We start from the raw sequence: 17685 nt of genomic DNA on the forward strand, positions 1-17685 counted from the left end.
TGGCCGTCGCAATATGATCATGCTCTCCATGATCGGTACGGCGCCCATTGCGTTAATTCTACCGTTCGCCTCCCCATTCTGGGCGGCTGTATTGCTGCTGATCGGCGGGTTTGTTCTATTGTCCAGTTTCTCGGTCACCGTTGTGTATGCTCAAATGCTGCATCCGGGGAATATCGGTACGGTATCCGGGCTGATCACCGGGTTTGCTTTTGGCATGGGCGGGGTCGGTTCGCTTGTGCTCGGTAATCTCGGGGATGCTTGGGGAATCGGCAATGTGATGATCGCCATCGGCTTCTTGCCGCTGCTAGGTCTGCTTGCCCTGCTTCTTCCGGGTGATGACAAGCTGGATCAGTGGTCAAGGGAATAGTCGTACTATGGAAAAAGACACTCATCGGGCTGCACAATGGTGCGTTGGTGAGTGTCTTTTTATTTCATTTTTTTGACGAGTTTTATGAACCAGTATAGGAATATCCATGGGAGCACGTATTTAGTCACCCACTCGAAGCCCAACTGAATAGCTCCGGCATCTGATCCCTCAACCAGATTCCCCAGTACAGGAACCATAACGAAAAATAGCACGATGGCAATGGCTGCATAGAACACTGTTCTATATCTCATGTCCTCCCCCTTCATCGAATTCAGTCGTTACCAAAATATTAACACCCCAGAATGTCGAATCAACCTATTTGTTGAATGTAACAAGCAGCGAGCGCATTAAAAAGAGGAGATGCGCCCCGTCACGTCGATGACATGGAGCAGCTCCTCTTTAGCTCAATCAGAATTGTATTGAAGCAGCTTAGCCTTCATTAAATTTTGTTCAGATAATCCAGCAAACGGTACACAATGACGGATACCTGTGCCCGAGTGGAAGTCTCGCCCGGTGCGAAGCGGTTCCCGCTCACTCCCTTCACCAGACCTTCGTTTACGGCAAAAGCTACGGCCGCTCGTGCATCCTCCGAAATCAGATTCGTGTCGCTAAATGACAAGGATGCCGTTTTGGAATCCATCTTCAACGCTTCCGCAATCATGACTACCATGTCCTCGCGGGTCAGCGGATGCTTCGCCCCCGCTTCTTTGCTGCGTGTTTCCCAATCGATGCCTGTCTCGAAAATACGATCAAGGAGCGTCGCAAATTCGGCACGGGTTACCGCATTGTTCGGCGAGAACCGTCCTGCACCGGTACCGTTCGTGATATGCTGCGAGGCAGCAACCTCAATCTCATCCTTAGCCCAGTGGCTGACGATGTCGTTAAAGGTCACGTTATTCTCGGCGGCCACATAAGAACCCGGTCCGTTGATACGGAACGTGATCGATCCGCGTGCAGCCGATTGCAGCAATCCTGCGGATTGCAGGTCGCCTTTTTCCGACTGAACGTAGGCCCCCACCTTGCGGGCATCCTTCACTTTGGCCGGGTCGTAGTTCAATGTCAGTAAAAGCGGATGTTTGAATTTGTCCCCGTGTTTGACCGAAACGATCGAGGATACAGCGTTCAAGGTGTTCCCGGATCCCGCTTTGCTTGCAGCTACGGAAACCGTCAAACTGAATCCGCTGTTCGTCGTGAAATCATCCAATGCATCGGCAGGCACCGTCAGAGTAAATCCGTTACCCGTAATAACAAGCGGTTTGCCGGATGCTTTCAGTTTATCGACAGTCGTCTTGCCGAGGGTAAGAGCTACGTCGCTGTATTTGCTGAAATCCAGCTTCGATACGTCCAGCTTCACTTCCTTACTGTCACTAGTAATTCCTGCCGTAACCACTGCTTCAGACAGAGCTGCCGTTGCGGACTCGGTGCCATCCGCATTTTTCTTCGTCGTTACTTTGGCATCCCCTGATACTTCAGGAGCCGGAGTGGACGGTGTTCCCGTGGAACCGCCGCCGGAGGACGAGCCGCCACCGCCTCCTCCGCCGGATCCGCCACCTGGGTTACCTGGATCCGGGTTCCCTGGTCCAGGCGCGCCTGTCAGCTGCAAGGATACGGAAGCCGTTCCTTGGAGTCCTTGACGGTCTTTGACGGAAAGCTCAACGGTATAGTTGCCTGAAGACAATCCGTCTAAGGCAATGTTAAATGCACCATCTTGCTCCACATCAAAGCTGCCTTCCTTCGCCACCGTTTTATTGGCTCTTTTAATCACATAAGTGGCATCCAACCATTCGCTGACGTCAAAATCAATGGCCCATTCATCCCACAAAGCCGGAACAGCCGTTACGTAGAGATCTTCGATCGTACCGCTTAGTGCAGGATTGTTCTTGCCGGAGATTTTGACATCTGTATTCGTTTGAATCGAAGGTGCTGATCGCTTCACAAAGAAAGGAATCGTGGCATAATCCGAGTGAACCACGAAATTCGTATCCAAGGAAAGAAGCTCGATCGAATATAATCCATCCCGAACCTCTACCTCTTCCTCGGTTTCATAGTCGGCATACTTCCCGTTCCAACCGATCGTAAACGAGGTGTTGGCATCAAAATAGGCTTCTCCCCCGAATATTTGACCGATAATCCCGTCACCGTCAACGCCTGCTTCCGGATTAAGGCTATCATACAAGTCCACGATGACGATCTGCATCGGATTGTAGAATTCGAAAGCCAGGTTGAGCTTGCCGAGCTCACCGGTCTCGGTTAACGGAACATGCGGCAAGTAGGTTTCGGTGTCACTATAGGCTTTTGTATATTTCACGCCCGTGATTTCAAGATTAAAGTACGCTACGTAAGGAACAGAATAGGTATGAGTTCCATTCGAAAACGTGATGTAGCCTTGCTGTTCCGATATCCCGTCTATCCCTTCCGGCACTTGAAGCGTTACGATAATCTCCTCTTGACCGTTGAGGGTGAAGGTGCTTTTATCGGTTGTAACACTTACTCCCGGCGTGACCTGCGTGTTATTGATTTGCACATTAAACGTGCCGCCCGCGTTTCCAATGCTCTCTACCTTTATTTTTTTCTGAACGGTCTTGGCAGACTTGCCGGTAAAGTTGCCGAAATTTATGCTTCCAGTGATGTTTTCCTTTTGGTTGGAAGTTCCGTTCTCTTGATACGAAGTCTTGTCCAAGACCTTGACCAGCGCCTCTGCCTGGATGGTCTGGAGCGCCTGTACGCGTCCGGCCCCTTGATCCGTCACATCGTAGGATTCGGTATTCAGCACTTTGGCGTTATTCATCAAGGCGACTTTGACATCGAACGGGGTCCAGTCGTTGTGCTTCTCCAGGATGATAGCCGCAAGCCCTGCCACATGCGGGGACGCCATACTTGTGCCTGTTAAGCGGTCATAGGACTGACTGTAATCCGCACCTGCAATGTCCTTACCGTATGCCGGAACGGATGACAAAATGCTCGTTCCCGGCGCTACCACGTCAGGCTTGATATCCAGCGTCTTCTTGGCCGGGCCTCTCGAGCTGGAATCATTAATCTCATCGCCTGCCGTTCGGTTTTTAATAAAATCGGTGAAATTCACTTTCAGATCCGGGTTGGCATCGAGCAGCGATTTGATATAATCGCCGTCTTCTTTACTCATACTAAAGGTTGGAATGAAGGCAAAGCTGTCTCCGAGCAAGACGCCGATCGGGCCAGGGTTCTGGTTGAATACGATGGCACCCGTCGCGCCTGCTGCCTTAGCATTCGCAATTTTTTCAACGAAGGCGAGTTCGCCGCGTTTAATCAATGCGATTTTGCCCGCTACGTCTTTGTCAGCGAAATCCTCTGGTTTGCCCAGATCCGCATAAATCAGTCCGAAATCTCTATCCAGGACGACTTCTGGGTCCTCGGCGAGATTCCACGCCATTAATTCAAGCTTATACGTAGCATCTACTACCGTAACCGGAGCGGCATCGTCAGCCTGAGGGGCTACTTCATCGTCGGCAGATTCAACAGGCACTTCATCAGTGGCTGGCTCCTCTGCTGCGCCGTCACCCGATTGAACTAAGTTTGAATCCTGCTCCGGATTAACGGAAGTCGCCGTGTCATCGGTCGATGATGCCTGGGCAGCTTCATCAATCTGTGCTTCTGCCTGCTCGTCAGGCGTGACAGATGGTGCTGATCCTTCTCCAAGCTCAACCGTGCCTTCATTGTTTTCAATGGGCTCACCCGGCAATTCCGCGTCCGTGAAAAAGTGCGATGTTGCCGCCATTTCGTCGCTTGGCCCTGTTGAGTTTCCTACCGTAATCGGAAAAGCCGCCGCCCCCGGCGATCCAACCGTCCAGCGGTTTGGCCCTGTATTGCCGCTTGCAACGACTGGCGTGACACCAGCCAGTGCAGCATTGTTAAGTGCTACGGACGTTACATAGTCCGGATCATTCCGGGAATTGCCCAGGGAGAGGTTGATTACATCCATTCCGTCCTGAACGGAACGGTCAATACCTCCCAGCACCCAGCTGGAATAGCCGCTGCCGTACGGGCCAAGAACCCGGTAAGCATAGATATCCGCTTCGGGTGCAATGCCCACGACTCCATATTCGCCGGCATCGCGGGCTCCGATGGTACCCGCTACGTGCGTTCCATGATCGGTCCAGTACGTGCTTCCCCTGTCATCGACCTGCGGGGGATTGGAAGGATCATTCTCCCAATCGAGCGGAGTTGTCTCATAAGGATCATTATCATTGTCAACGAAGTCGTATCCGCCCTTATAAGCATCCTTCAAAACCGGGTGTGCGTAATCGATACCTGTATCAATAACGCCGACTTTAATGCCTTTGCCCGTATATCCGAGATCCCAGACATCCGGAGCACCGATGAACGGCCCCGTGTCTTTCATGTATGGATTTACTTCGCCCTTCGGTCCAACCGTTACCTCCAGATCGGGATAAACGCCTAGAACGCCAGGGATATCCAGCAGCGCTTCAACCTTGCTGCCATCGATCTCCATAGACACCCCGTTGAATGCGTAGCTATATTGATCGGAGATTTCATGCGTGATGTTCTTCGTGTTCAGGCTGCGTATAAAAGTCTGCTGCTCCAATTGTACCTGTGCCTCGACCTTCGCCTCCGCGGAAGAACTAAAAGATTGACCCTGAATAGAGGAAAGCCCTTTGGCCAGAGCCACTGGTTCGGTAGACAATTCTACGATAACCCTTGTAGGACCCCCGGCCGATCTTTGCAGGCTTTGATCAAGCGCAGGAAACTCCGCAAGCTTCGCTCGCTGTTTCAGCATATCCTTTATCTGCCTAGCTTCTTCGGCACTGAGCGGATTGTCCAGCTCGATCTGCCGTTCGGATGGAGCCGCCCCGGCCGCTGGCGCAACCAATGATAGCGTTAATACAAAACTTAGTAGTGCAGACCATAACTTTTTACTCAAGGCTTTACCCCTCCCATAAGATAGAATTCCCATTCAAATTAGGGTCCGGGATGTCATCAGCATATCTGCGCTGCCTTACGATGGTATCCACTCCTTTCCGCATAAGACTGACCCGTGGTAAATTATTCTAGAATCCAAAATTAGATTCCTTCATCCTTTTCTGTATGTTTTTGTTAAATTGAGTCGAAAGTTTAGGAGCTTTTGACGAATGATCGAAAACGTCATAGTTTCAAGGAAAATATGGCTTACATCGCAAGTAAGGGAGGAGAAAGGAATTCGGGAAAAAGAAAAAACCGAGGCTATCGATAGCCTCGGTTCTTAGGGAGTTGCAACTGATATTGCAAAATATATCCAGGGTATGCTGTTATTCGTTCAGCAACCGCACGAACTCTTCTTCGTCCTCCAGGATGTCGATGCCGAGCTGCTGGGCTTTGGCCAGCTTGCTGCCGGCTTTTTCGCCTGCAATGAGGAGGTCGGTTTTCTTGGACACGCTGCCGGTGACTTTGGCGCCGAGCGCTTCCAAGCGTTCGGTTGCCTCTTCGCGGGTCAGCAGATGGAGGGTGCCTGTCAGCACAACCGTTTTGCCGCTGAAGTAGGAATCCGTGCTGACCGGCTTCGGCGCTTCCGGCGCTTTCGCTTGGACGCCCAGCGAGAGCATCTTCTGGATGCTCGCTTGGGCAAACGGGTCCGCGAAGTATCCCGCGATGCTTTCGGCCACGATGCCGCCCACGTCCGGCAGCTCCACCAATTCTTCCGCGGTCGCCGCCATCACGCGATTCAGATCACGGTAGTGATCTGCCAGCATTTTGGTAGTGGATTTGCCGGTATTCGGTATACCCAGCGCAAAGAGGAAGGATGCAAGATCCCGCTCCTTGCTCTTCTCGATGGCATCCAGCAGATTCTGGGCTTTTTTCTCGCCGAAGCGCTCCAGCTTCAGCAAACTGTCAAACGACAGCGTATAAAGATCAGCCGGTTCTCTTACACCCAGTTCATCATATAACTGGATCGCGGTTTTATCGCTGAACGTCTCAATGTCCATGGCGTCCCTGGAGGCAAAATGCGTGATCCGGGCTACGATTTGCGGCTTGCATCCCGTCTTGTTGTTGCAGAAGAGGTGGGCGCCGCGCTGTTCCAGCGGAAATCCGCAGGATGGACACTGTTCCGGATACAGGATCTCTTCGCCATCCTGCTCCTCCGTTACTTTGCCGAGGATCTCGGGAATAACGTCATTCGAACGGCGAATGAAGACCCGCGAGCCGAGCGCGAACTTGAGATTCTTGCGCTCAATATCCCCGATATTATTCAGCGTACAATTTTGCACCGTAACTCCGGCAAGCTCAACGGGCTCTACACGGGCTAGTGGCGTGATTTTTCCGGTCCGTCCCACATTCCAGGTAACCGATTGCAGCACGGTCGTGGTTTCTTCCGCTTCGAATTTGTAAGCGACCGCCCAGCGCGGGAACTTGTCGGTATATCCGAGCACATCGCGGATGCGGAAATCGGTCACCTTCACAACCGCCCCGTCAATGAGGTAATCGAGCTCGGAGCGGCGTTTTTCGATATCGGCCAGCTGCTCCATCACATCATCAAACTGCTCGAAATAGAAGATGTACGGGTTGACCTTGAGCCGATTCTCGCGCAGGAAATCCATCATTTCCTTGTGGTCGGCAAAGGTGATTCCATCCGAGTAGCCGACATTGTAGAAGTACGCGTTCAGCTTACGCTCGGCCGTCACCTTCGGATTCAGATTGCGAAGCGCTCCTGCGGCAGCATTGCGCGCGTTCTTGAGCGGCTCGGCCGCGGTTTGATTGTATTGTTCCAGCACGGACAGGTTCATGATGCCCTCGCCCTGCACTTCGATCGTGCCTTCCGCGTACGGGATCGTCATTGGCACCGACTTGATGGTCTTTACCTGAGCCAAAATGCCTTCGCCTACCGTTCCGTTCCCCCGAGTCGATGCTTGAACCAGCTTGCCGTCCTGATAGGTCAGATTCAGCGTCAGCCCGTCAAACTTCAGCTCCAATGCATAACAAGGCTTCGGCAGAGGATTGCCGGGATTCTTCGTATTATAGTCATTGACCAGCCTGACCACGCGATCATGCCAGGTACGGAGCTGCTCGATGTTCTGGGCTTTATCGAGACTCCATAACGGAGCCAAATGGCGGTGTGGGGCAAAACCTTTCAGAATCTCCCCGCCCACCCGCTGGGTCGGAGAATCCGGGAGCGTCACTCCGGTCTCTGCCTCCAACGCTACCAGCTGGTCGTACAGGGCGTCATACTCCTTGTCGCTTACAAGCGGCTGATCCAGCGTGTAGTAATGGTAATTGTAATTGTTCAGCTCCGCAATGAGCTTCTCCATCTTTTCCTTGAAATCCATGCAGGGGCAATCCTCCTTCAATATAATAAGGCCATCATGGGTTACGTTGCTTTAGATCATATTTACCTAGTTCTATCCCTTATTCCACCTTCGTAATCGGCGCAAAGCCGGCAAGCAGACGTTTAACGCCCACAGGCGCCGGGAATGCAATCTGCAATTCCATGTCGTTGCCGCTGCCCTTCACCGCTACGATCGTACCCGTCCCCCATTTGCCATGGGCGACTTTGTCGCCGGCCTTAAAATCGCCGCTGCCCGAGGCAGTCGCTGGACGGGATGACCCACCGGTTGTCATCGTCACCCGGCTCTTCGGCGCGGCTTGCGCGGAAGCCGTCGATCCGCTGAGGGAGAGGTCTACGCTGCGGCTTCCGCCAAAGTTGCTGCCTCCACCGCCGCCGAAGCCGCGTCCCGCATAGGATCCGCCCACATTGCTTCCGCCGCCTCGGCGGTAGCGGTCATGCGCCATCTGGGTGTCTTCCTTCAGCTCTTCCGGGATTTCCTCCAGGAATCGCGATGGCATGTTCGCCGTCGTGCGGCCAAATAAGGTACGCATGCGCGCACAGGATAAGAACAACTGCTTCTCGGCGCGCGTGATGCCTACATAAGCAAGTCGTCGTTCTTCTTCCAGCTCCTCGTTATCCATAAAGGCACGGCTGTGCGGGAATACCCCTTCCTCCATGCCGATGATGAATACCACCGGGAACTCCAGGCCTTTGGCGCTGTGCATGGTCATGAGCACGACAGCATCGTCGCGATCTTCCTCGTCATCGTTCATCGAATCGATGTCCGCGATCAGCGCAAGATCCGTGAGGAAGGAGACGAGCGACTTATCCTCGTTGTTCTTCTCGAACTCTTGCGTAACCGACAGGAACTCGTCGATATTTTCGAGGCGTGATCTGGATTCGATCGTATTCTCGTTCTGGAGCTCGAGGCGGTACTCGGACATCTCGAGAATTTTTTCCGTAAGCTCTGTCACCGACAGAAACTCGACCATCCGGCTGAGCGCGGCAATCATGTCGTAGAAGCCAACCAGCGCATTGCGCGTCCGTCCGGCAAAACCGAGGTCGTCCACGATTTCCAGCACGCGGAAGATCGAGATGCCCCGCTCTCCGGCAGCTGCAGCCAGCTTCGCGACGGTTGTGTCGCCAATGCTTCTTTTGGGCACGTTAATGATCCGCGTCAAGCTGATATCGTCGTCCGGGTTGGAAATCAGGCGCAGATAAGCAAGCATGTCCTTGATCTCTTTGCGATCATAGAACTTGATGCCGCCGACGATCTGGTACGGAATATCCGACTTGATCAGAATTTCCTCGATCACCCGGGACTGCGCGTTGGTCCGATACAGAATCGCGTGGTCCTGATAGCTCTTGCCGTCCTTGATGTTCTTGCTTATTTCCGAGGTGACAAAATACCCTTCATCATGCTCCGTATCCCCACGGAACACTTTGATCTTCGGTCCTTCGCCTTGCTCGGTCCACAGATTCTTCGGCTTGCGGCCCGTGTTCAGGCCAATAACATTGTTGGCAGCGTTCAAAATGTTCGCTGTCGAACGGTAATTCTGCTCCAGCAGAATCGTGCGCGCCTCCGGGTAATCCTGCTCAAAATTCAGGATGTTCGTGATATCCGCGCCGCGCCAGCGATAGATCGACTGGTCGCTGTCCCCGACAACGCAGATGCGGTGATGGCTGTCCGCCAACATGCGGCAGAGCATGTACTGCGCCCGGTTGGTATCCTGATACTCATCCACGTGAATGTACTGGAACTTGCGCTGGTAGAAGTCGAGAACCTCCGGCACTTCCTTAAACAGCTGGATCGTGGTCATGATCAGATCGTCAAAATCGAGCGAGTTGTTGCTCTTCAAGCGCTTCTGGTATTCCGTATATACCTTGGCAACAAGGGATTCAAAATAATCTCCGGCTTTCTGTTCATACTGCTGCGGAGAAATCAGTTCATTTTTAGCGGCGCTCATAGCTGCTTGAATTGCCTTCGGCTCGAATTTCTTCGGATCGATGTTGTGCTGCTTCATCACGTTTCGGATAACGGACAACTGATCCGTCGAGTCTAGAATACTGAAATTCGAGGTGAAGCCGATCCGTTCAATGTCTTTACGCAAAATCCGCACGCACATCGAGTGGAACGTCGATACCCAGATGTCCTGGCCTTCCCGGCCGACCAGCTTGGATACCCGCTCCTGCATCTCGCGGGCTGCTTTATTCGTAAACGTAATCGCCAGGATGCTCCATGGTGCAGCTTTGCGCGTGGCGATCAGGTACGCGATCCGATGCGTCAGCACCCGCGTCTTGCCGGAGCCGGCACCCGCCATAATGAGCAGCGGTCCGTCGGTTGCTTCAACGGCCTGGCGCTGCTGTGGATTCAGCCGTCTGACGGCGTCGTGTATGTCAATGGAATGCATAGTATTGCCTCCTAATAAGTGTAGATTTGATAAGGGAGAAACTTAGTTAACGATGAAAAGCGGAAAAATGGGATAGGGTCTGGCAGATAGATAAAATTCAAAGTGAATGAATATGAATATAGAATACTGTCTGTCTAAGACACGGTGCGTTCTGCTAGCTTGGTTAAATGGATTATAAAATTAATTATTATATAAATGTATACTTAACCGTCACAAGGCGGATGGAGAAAACACATTATTATAGAGCCTGAACTGGCTTAACGCGCCTCTATATTTTTGGGCAAATCTTATTAATATCTTATAACAGAGACAAGTCAGCCCTTCACGGCCTTGACCGTTTCTAGCGCCTGCTCCAGATGATCATACACAACGTTGCCAACAACGATCGTATCCGAGATAGCTGCTGCCTCCAACGCTTGCTGGGCGCTCGTAATTCCGCCACCGTAGAACAAACGGGCGTTATCCAGCGATCTTCGAACCGTACGGACGGTCTCCATATCCCCATAAACGCCGCTGTATTCCAAATACACAATCGGCAGATTCATCAGCTTGTCCGCAATCTGGGCATAAGCGGCGGCAGCGCTCGCTTCAATTGAAGTCTCAGCTCCAGTCAGCTTCGCCACCGCGGCATTCTCGTTCAACACGATATACCCCTCGGTCACAACCAGATCCCACGGGATCATGTACCCGTAGCGTTCGATTCCTTCGCGATGCCGGCCCATAATCCAGGTCGGATCCTGCGTATTCAAAACCATCGGGACCATATATAGATCAAATCCGGGTACAACGGCTTCCAGATCGGATACTTCCTGCACGCACGGCAGCTCGTAACGCCGAACTCGGGACAGCAGATCCACGGTATTTTCATAAGTGACTCCGGTTGAGCCTCCGACCATAATGGCATCGGTTCCTGACAAACATACCGCATCAAGGGTCTCGTCATCGATCTCCTTGTCGGGGTCCAGCTTAAACACATGCCTCCAGGATTGTATCATCTCTTTCAAGCGTCATTCCTCCACGTTCACGGGTTACTATTATACTAAAATAAGTCTATGCTAGCACGGTAAGCAAGTCAATTTATGTTCGCATAAAATACGAACATTTTTTTGGTAATTGTCATTTATCCGTTCAGTCGATATCCGAACCGGGCCGCTGGAAAGGGATTGGGGCTGATACTTCGCTAAGAAAAACGTCTATCGACGTATAATCCCGGACCGCATGACGCACAATCCCGGACATATAGATGGTGGTTTTTTGTGATATCAAGTAGTCCATGCTTCGAATTTATATCTTCTGATATCAAGAAAAAGCCCGCGTCTCTTTGGGAGACAACGGACTTCGATGTTCAGCATCACTGTATATGAAATTAGCCTATGCCATAGACAGGCAGTGCAACATGGAATAAAGCTATGCAAAGCACCCTCTATGCCAGTCACTTTTTCATGGTATATCTCAGGCTGTTCTGCTCCAGCTCCGGCTCTGTCAGCAGGTCCGAGTAAACGCCGTACACGCCCCATTTTTCATAATTGTTCACGGTCGTGGTGTCGTTAATGGTGTGAACATAGGTCACGGCACCCGCTTGCTTCAGCTTGGCTACGAAATTCGGGCTGACCTTGTACTCCGGCATGGTAACGGCGTCAATGTTGTTCTCCTGTACGAAGGCCGTGATCTCGGCAGGGGAATCCTGCGTGGCATACAGCGTATAGATAATCGACTTAAACGGATAGATGTCCCTGACCATATCGAGCATCGGCTCATTATAAATTTGAATGACCACCCGATCCAGAAGTCCCGGGTTCCTCTCATTAGCAGCACTTACAATCTCCGTGAACAGGTGCCAAATATCCTGATCCTCCTGCTCCTTCGTATCCGTCACGATGTAGATATCGGGATGACGCTCCATCATATCCATAATCCCCTCAATATCCATCGGTTGGTATAACTCCAAAATCGGCGTATTAATGAATTCCTCATGACTCAGGCGCGCTGCCTGCTTATCGTCCGGGAGTTTCTCCTTCTGACCCAGCTGCTGTGTCATGCTCTTTGTCCACTCGTGTCTGGCCACGACTTTGCGGTCCTCCGTCAGCATCAAATCAATCTCGAATACCCGGGTGCCTTTCTCGTAGTTAATGACCATGGCTTCATAGGCGTTCGTGTAGGACTGTTCCCCTATGCTCCCCATGGCATGGGCGATCAGCCGATAGGCCGTGAATCCTTGCGGCGCTTCCTCTTCTAACTCCAGATGATTCAGAAGCAGTATCATAATGGCGGAACATAATAGAAGGACAGCTGCGATCCGTTTCATGGTATCCCCACCCTTTGTTTCGTTCATCGCTGTTGCTAGGTAAATACCCGGTTGAAGGGTCGGCCAAACAAAAAACGCCACTTGGCGGCTGCCAAATGACGTTTTTTTTCGAATATGCTTAGTAAGCATTCTTGGGTCAATATAGATGTAACATAAACTGTTCTATTGACTTTGCAGTGCCTTCACATTTACCGGTTTCATGGTTCCACAATACCACCAGGGGCTCCCGGGAACTAGCCATAAAATCAAAACAAATATAGTTCCCGGAAGGGTCGCTGGCAAATGGAATGCAGCCTGCCGGCAAACGATCGCCGATCCATGCGTGTACATCCATCATGTTCGAAGCATAACGGTTTGTGATTGGCAGCAGACTTTTAAATACATAACCCTTGGCATGCTCCGTATCAAACCGGTTCGGCTGGGGTCTCCCCCCATGACAGGCGAGAACCATAGCTGTATAGAGTTCGGGAAATTTGACTTGGAAGAGTCCTTCCAACCGCATGATATCCTCATACCCGACCTTGCCCTTCACAAAACGCCAGGCCAAATGCGCAAATACACTCATCGGTTATCAGACCCTCCTCCCCATATAAATCGTCCTCCGGTATGTGCGCTTGCGGCGTGCGTCTGTTCATCCACAAGCTCCATGCGACCGGGTTCCTCCGTATGATGCCAGACATAACCGTCCGGTGTCTCGCCGGCTCTGATCTGTGCCAGCTGTTCCTCGGTAAAGCTCGAAGCCAGCTCAGGATTTTCCACGACAGCGGCGTTTAGCTCATGATTCATATAGGTGAATTGTACGGCATCCGTCTCTAAGTACATCGATTCCGGCAAATCTCCATAATAAGCTTCCTCGAAGTCCGGAAAGACTCCTTCTACCGTGCCGCCTTCCGGCGTTGTGATCACCTTGCTGTCATAGGGAACTTCCGTGACCGGATGAAGCCCGCCTTCAAGGCTGTCATTAATGGTGACAATACTCTGGGCGTCCAGATGTTCAACACTTCCCCCCCGATCAACCGATTCAGCCGAATCCTCGACTGCCAGACCCGGATCCAGTTCGCCGGGTGATGCTTCTGCTGTTCCGTCAAATCCCCCAGCAAGATCCACCAGCCCGATAGCCAGTGTGCCTACAGCTGCAACCTTTCCCAGCTGCTTGAGCCCCTGCCCAACCCGCTCCCCTTCTCCGTGCATGATTCCGCTCCCGATATCCATACTGCTCTCGATCACCGAAGATATCCCTTGCCCGAGTCCGTTTATGGTTTGCGAGACGGCGCCTTTGGCATCCTGGAGGCCATGGTCGATAGACTCCTTGTCCTGCTTCAGCGCACCGACTCCTATATCCACGATGCCGCTGGTCAAATTACCGACGATATGACCGGTTCTAGCCGTCGTCGTCTCAATACTATCGCCAATCTCCTTCACATAGTTGCTTCCGGCAAGCTCGCCCACCACACGAACACTACCGCCGATGAGTCTTCCGGCAATCTTTCCGGTCATCGTCCCTGCCTTCTTAGCAAAATCCATGTTCAGCACCTGCCACGATCTGATTCAGCAACATCTTATTTTCCTCAATATACCGGTTAAGGGATTGCTCCAGCTTCTCGATTGCCAGTGGATCGTTCCCGTTGCTGGTAAGTTCAACATATTTAATGAACATCTGCTCTGCATACTCATCATTATGTTTACGCAGGCTCGAGATCAAGCCGGGAATGACACGGTTCATAATTTCCTGCTTCGCATGCCGGAATGCGGCGTCCAGATCATTCTTGAAGCGATTCTTCTGTTGTCTGAAGCTGACCAGCTTGGCAACAGCTCCTGTGATCGCACCTGCGATCAATAACGGAGGCAGAATCGCACCGGCAGCAGCACCTAGCGTTATACCCGATGCGTAAGGACCCAGCCAAGCCGTATATGCCGCGGCAGCCGTCCCCCATGCTCCGGCAATAGCCGCTCCCTTCTTGGCACCATCCGCCGCCATTTCCTGGCCTGTCGAAAGAGAATCCAGAAGCGAAACATCCAGCTGTATCTGCTCCTCCCGTATAAAGCTTTGCAGCTGCAAGGTTTGCTTATCCTGAATTTGCTTCAGGGATTGCATCCATGATTCCCGCATCTGTTCGCCGAGCTCCCGGGTAATTCCGCTCAGCTCGAGCGTGATTTTCTCTTGTGAGAAGTAGCGACGCAGCTTATGATCAATGTCGTTCTTCTCATCCTTGCCTGAAAGCATCTTCAAATTCTCGATCATACGGATAATTTCCTGTTTTTCTTTTGTCAAAAAATCGACATCGCCCCATTGACGCAGCTTGTCTTCAAGCTCCTGCTTGATTCGTCCATTATGGTAGTCAAGATCGCGTTCATAATCCCGGGTCTGATTCTTCAAGAATTGCAGAGACCTGGCATAGGATTCATGAAAAAAAAGATTTTTACGAAGGAGAGCCTCAATCGACGAATAGATGCTGTCCAATTGCACCTTGTCCGCCTTTTCCTCAATCTTCCGTTCGAGATACTCCAATAAATCAGGATAACCCGATCGGGACAAGCGATCTTCATCCCCGCTCTTCATCGCTTCAAATGCTTCATAAGCGGACATCGTAAATACCTGATCCGTGTACACGGACAGCTGGTCCAGCACATACTGTTGCAGACGCTCGGGATCTCCATCCACCTCATCTATTCGGTTCACGACCACAAGGATGGGCTTGCCCATCCTAGCTGCAATCGCGATCGACTCCTCCATATCCGACTGTCCCAAATGGTTCCCATTGAGGACCCACAGGATCACATCAGCCTCCTGCATATAACGCAAGGCAACCTCTTGATTCTGATCTGTAATGGTCCCAAGTCCGGGGGTATCCACAATATGAAGCCGCTGCAGCTTCGGCAAGCCAAACTTTAACTGGATATATTGGCATTTAGCGAAGAAGTCCAGATCACCATGATGCTCCTCCAACAGATTGTAAATCTCAGTGGGCGTACCTTCCCTGCAAGTACCATCTTCCCAAAAAATAACCCCTTCGCTCCGGTCGCTGTGCTCAATGACGATAATCGAGGCTGTAGCCTCTTCTACTTTTACAGGGGATACTGTGGTACCTGCCAAAATGTTGATCAGTGTTGACTTCCCTGCCTTTACTTCCCCCATGACAACAAGCTTCAGCGGTTGAACCAGCTTCCTGGCGATCACCGCAGCATCCTCGTTTAGATCATCAAGCTCAGCGGTCAAGGCCTGAACAGGGAGTGCCTTTCCTGACTCTTTATGCAGCGATATTGGTGATTTTCTTAAAAAGACCGAGCTTTCATCGAGTAATGAATGAATGTTCAACTTGTTTCCCCTCCTGAAACAGATCAATTAACAATTGCTTAACATGTAAATTGCCATCGGGCGAGGACATTCGGTCCCTTAGCTCATCCAGCAGCTCAATCTGCTTCTCCGCATCCTGTCTGTCCCCATGCAGCTCAGCAAAGGTTGTTTGACGGATCTCTTGTATGCGGGTAGATATGTCCTCCAGCTGCGAATCAAGGCTGTCTATCATTTCGGCCTCCATCTTCTCAACAACCTTAGCCAATGTCTGATGCAGCTCCTGCTTCAGACCGGACAGCTTCATTTTGACAGCCAGCCACTTGGCCAGGCCCAGCACACTCGCGATCCCCGCCAAGACAAGACCCAAGGGGCCAAGCACAAGTCCCCCGGCCATGAACATGCCTGCGCCGGACAAGAAACTGAGACCGGAAGCATCAAAGTCGAAGCTCTGACTGTCCACCCGCAATTGAACCTCCTGGCGCAGCTGCGTGGGCAGCTTGTCAACTGACAGATATTCATACTCCTTGAACACGGCCTTGGGGGCGTGATAATCGTAGAAATCCTGCAGCATGCCGGCATACTTCTTGTGAAGCTTCCCGACTTCGCTTTTCAGCCAGCCCAGTTGAAATATGCTGGTTTCCAAATAGCTCTGCTGTTGAGCCGCATCACTGTAATCAAACAAGAGCTCGGCCTTCGCCTCGATATTACGGCCTACCTTCGATATGTATTTCTCAAATAAATGCTGGTTGCCTTTCTCGATTTTCTGAACGAGCTTGTTAAAGTCCTCCTCAAACGTGTCGCTGCCTCTATTGAACTGGTCCAAATCCTGCTCCAGTCTGGCTTGATACTCCAGTGCTTCCTCTTCAAGTTGATAACAGACATTTCGCAGACCTGCCTGCTTGCTCATCAGCTGAATCTTCTGCGCCTCAGGCAAGAAGGTGGAATGAATGACTTGGTGCAATTCAATAATCCCGCTGCGCTCAATGATTTCCCGGTCGCCGATGAGAAGACCCTCCAGCGCTTCTTTAGCGGACAACGGTACAATCTGCTTAAAAATATCTCCGAATAAACGGTTGGCCTGTTCGGTGACTGACCGCACCGCTTCTTCCCCGCCATTCTTCCGTACCTTGTCCATCGAATTCAGCACGGCAATCATGTTATCCGTACGCCCTCCGACGTTGGTTAAAGCCTGCTCCAGTTCATCCAGCATCTCGCGTGATTGTCTCCCCGAGATCGTCGTAGCATCCAGCATCCAGATGACACCGTCTGCTTTATGATAATATTCATGAATGCTTACCTTCACTTCTCCAAGAAGATTCTGAACCAATCCAGGCGTATCCACCAGGCGGAAATTCCTCAATAGCGCGTTCACCTGAACCGGCCATCTCACTTCGACAATATCCGATTTATACAGCATTTTGTCATAGATCAGCTTTTTCAATTCTTCCTTCTCTTCAATGGTACGATAAGCCACACTTTGCGTGCGAAATGCCTCACTGGCTTCTCTAGAAGAAGCCGCCTGCTTGTCTTCCTCCGCCCTCAGCAGGGCCTTGCATTCCTCAACGCCAAGTTGCTGCACAATTCCGTCTTTACGCTTGATTCGTGCCAAATCCGAGACTTCATTACTTTCAAAAACATCGATCTTCCAGGTCTTCGGGAGAAAGTCCATCTCTGCAACCTTTTGCCGAAGAAGGGCATTGATCAGCGTCGATTTACCGTACTTCCCCATACCCATGATAAACAGCATAAACGGCTGCTCCATCGCTTCGCCAAGCTGCCGGATTTCAACTGCTGTTGTGTCCCCCGTCTCGCAAAACGGCTTAAGCAATGCACTGTTCTCATAATGGGGAATTTGCTTCATCTGACCCAGGGTCTGCTCGAGCAGCCGGGTATTATCTTCTATTGCGGATTTCAGGGCAGGCTTGGCTCGTGCAAAATATTCCTCCTGGACTACCTCAAACAGCATCCGGGCCCGATCGTCAAGTGATAACCTCATCTTAATGCGCGCGCCTC

11 protein-coding genes (1 of these 11 running past the window's edge) are annotated in these 17685 nt (G+C 51.5%); 1 reads left to right on the forward strand and 10 read right to left on the reverse strand.

The genetic code is table 11. The annotated features are described in order from the left end of the window. On the forward strand, positions 1-367 hold the 3' portion of the coding sequence (locus AC3RCL_RS29085) for an MFS transporter (protein ID WP_492533382.1). It extends 890 nt beyond the left edge of the window; the window shows 367 of its 1257 coding nt (coding positions 891-1257); its start codon lies beyond the left edge, outside the window; it ends in the stop codon at positions 365-367. 59 nt (positions 368-426) lie between these two features. Here AC3RCL_RS29085 and AC3RCL_RS29090 read toward each other — a convergent pair whose 3' ends face one another. The 10 genes from AC3RCL_RS29090 to AC3RCL_RS29135 all read right to left on the reverse strand — a co-directional run bounded on the left by AC3RCL_RS29090 (position 427) and on the right by AC3RCL_RS29135 (position 17668). Further along, entirely contained in the window at positions 427-618 is a 192-nt protein-coding gene (locus tag AC3RCL_RS29090; protein WP_492533384.1) for a hypothetical protein, read from the reverse strand. 188 nt (positions 619-806) lie between these two features. Beyond that, positions 807-5285, reverse strand: a complete 4479-nt coding sequence (locus AC3RCL_RS29095; RefSeq protein ID WP_492533386.1) for a S8 family serine peptidase — start codon at positions 5283-5285, stop codon at positions 807-809. 364 nt (positions 5286-5649) lie between these two features. Next, the gene (gene ligA / locus AC3RCL_RS29100; RefSeq protein WP_192570465.1) at positions 5650-7662 is read right to left on the reverse strand and encodes an NAD-dependent DNA ligase LigA; all 2013 of its coding nucleotides are present in this window, start codon (positions 7660-7662) and stop codon (positions 5650-5652) included. A 79-nt stretch (positions 7663-7741) separates the two neighbouring features. Further along, positions 7742-10072 carry a DNA helicase PcrA gene (pcrA, locus tag AC3RCL_RS29105; protein WP_492533388.1) on the reverse strand — a complete coding sequence of 777 codons (2331 nt, stop codon included), beginning with the start codon at positions 10070-10072 and terminating at the stop codon, positions 7742-7744. A gap of 314 nt (positions 10073-10386) precedes the next feature. Next, a complete protein-coding gene (gene pcrB / locus AC3RCL_RS29110; RefSeq protein ID WP_492533390.1) occupies positions 10387-11076 on the reverse strand; it encodes a heptaprenylglyceryl phosphate synthase in 690 nt (229 codons plus the stop codon). A gap of 428 nt (positions 11077-11504) precedes the next feature. Then, positions 11505-12377, reverse strand: coding sequence for a phosphatidylinositol-specific phospholipase C/glycerophosphodiester phosphodiesterase family protein (locus AC3RCL_RS29115; protein ID WP_492533392.1), 873 nt, complete (start codon positions 12375-12377; stop codon positions 11505-11507). Between the two features lie 136 nt (positions 12378-12513). Beyond that, positions 12514-12942 carry an SMI1/KNR4 family protein gene (locus AC3RCL_RS29120; RefSeq protein WP_492533394.1) on the reverse strand — a complete coding sequence of 143 codons (429 nt, stop codon included), beginning with the start codon at positions 12940-12942 and terminating at the stop codon, positions 12514-12516. After that, the gene (locus AC3RCL_RS29125; RefSeq protein ID WP_492533396.1) at positions 12939-13901 is read right to left on the reverse strand and encodes an HNH endonuclease; all 963 of its coding nucleotides are present in this window, start codon (positions 13899-13901) and stop codon (positions 12939-12941) included. Before AC3RCL_RS29125 ends, AC3RCL_RS29120 begins: the two co-directional genes overlap by 4 nt. Continuing rightward, complete coding sequence (locus AC3RCL_RS29130) at positions 13888-15693, reverse strand: dynamin family protein (protein WP_492533398.1); 1806 nt, start codon at positions 15691-15693, stop codon at positions 13888-13890. The genes AC3RCL_RS29125 and AC3RCL_RS29130 overlap by 14 nt, the downstream gene beginning before the upstream one ends. Further along, positions 15668-17668, reverse strand: coding sequence for a dynamin family protein (locus AC3RCL_RS29135; RefSeq protein WP_492533400.1), 2001 nt, complete (start codon positions 17666-17668; stop codon positions 15668-15670). The genes AC3RCL_RS29130 and AC3RCL_RS29135 overlap by 26 nt, the downstream gene beginning before the upstream one ends. Positions 17669-17685: the final 17 nt, after the last annotated feature.

This window comes from Paenibacillus sp. MT86, from assembly GCF_058792535.1.

Excerpts from the sequence above, each read along its gene's own strand:
- pcrA (WP_492533388.1), bottom strand. The coding sequence starts at position 10,072 with ATGCATTCCATTGACATACACGACGCCGTCAGACGGCTGAATCCACAG.
- AC3RCL_RS29120 (WP_492533394.1), bottom strand. The coding sequence starts at position 12,942 with ATGAGTGTATTTGCGCATTTGGCCTGGCGTTTTGTGAAGGGCAAGGTC.
- AC3RCL_RS29125 (WP_492533396.1), bottom strand. The coding sequence starts at position 13,901 with ATGGATTTTGCTAAGAAGGCAGGGACGATGACCGGAAAGATTGCCGGA.
- AC3RCL_RS29115 (WP_492533392.1), bottom strand. The coding sequence starts at position 12,377 with ATGAAACGGATCGCAGCTGTCCTTCTATTATGTTCCGCCATTATGATA.
- AC3RCL_RS29090 (WP_492533384.1), bottom strand. The coding sequence starts at position 618 with ATGAGATATAGAACAGTGTTCTATGCAGCCATTGCCATCGTGCTATTT.
- ligA (WP_192570465.1), bottom strand. The coding sequence starts at position 7,662 with ATGGATTTCAAGGAAAAGATGGAGAAGCTCATTGCGGAGCTGAACAAT.
- AC3RCL_RS29135 (WP_492533400.1), bottom strand. The coding sequence starts at position 17,668 with ATGAGGTTATCACTTGACGATCGGGCCCGGATGCTGTTTGAGGTAGTC.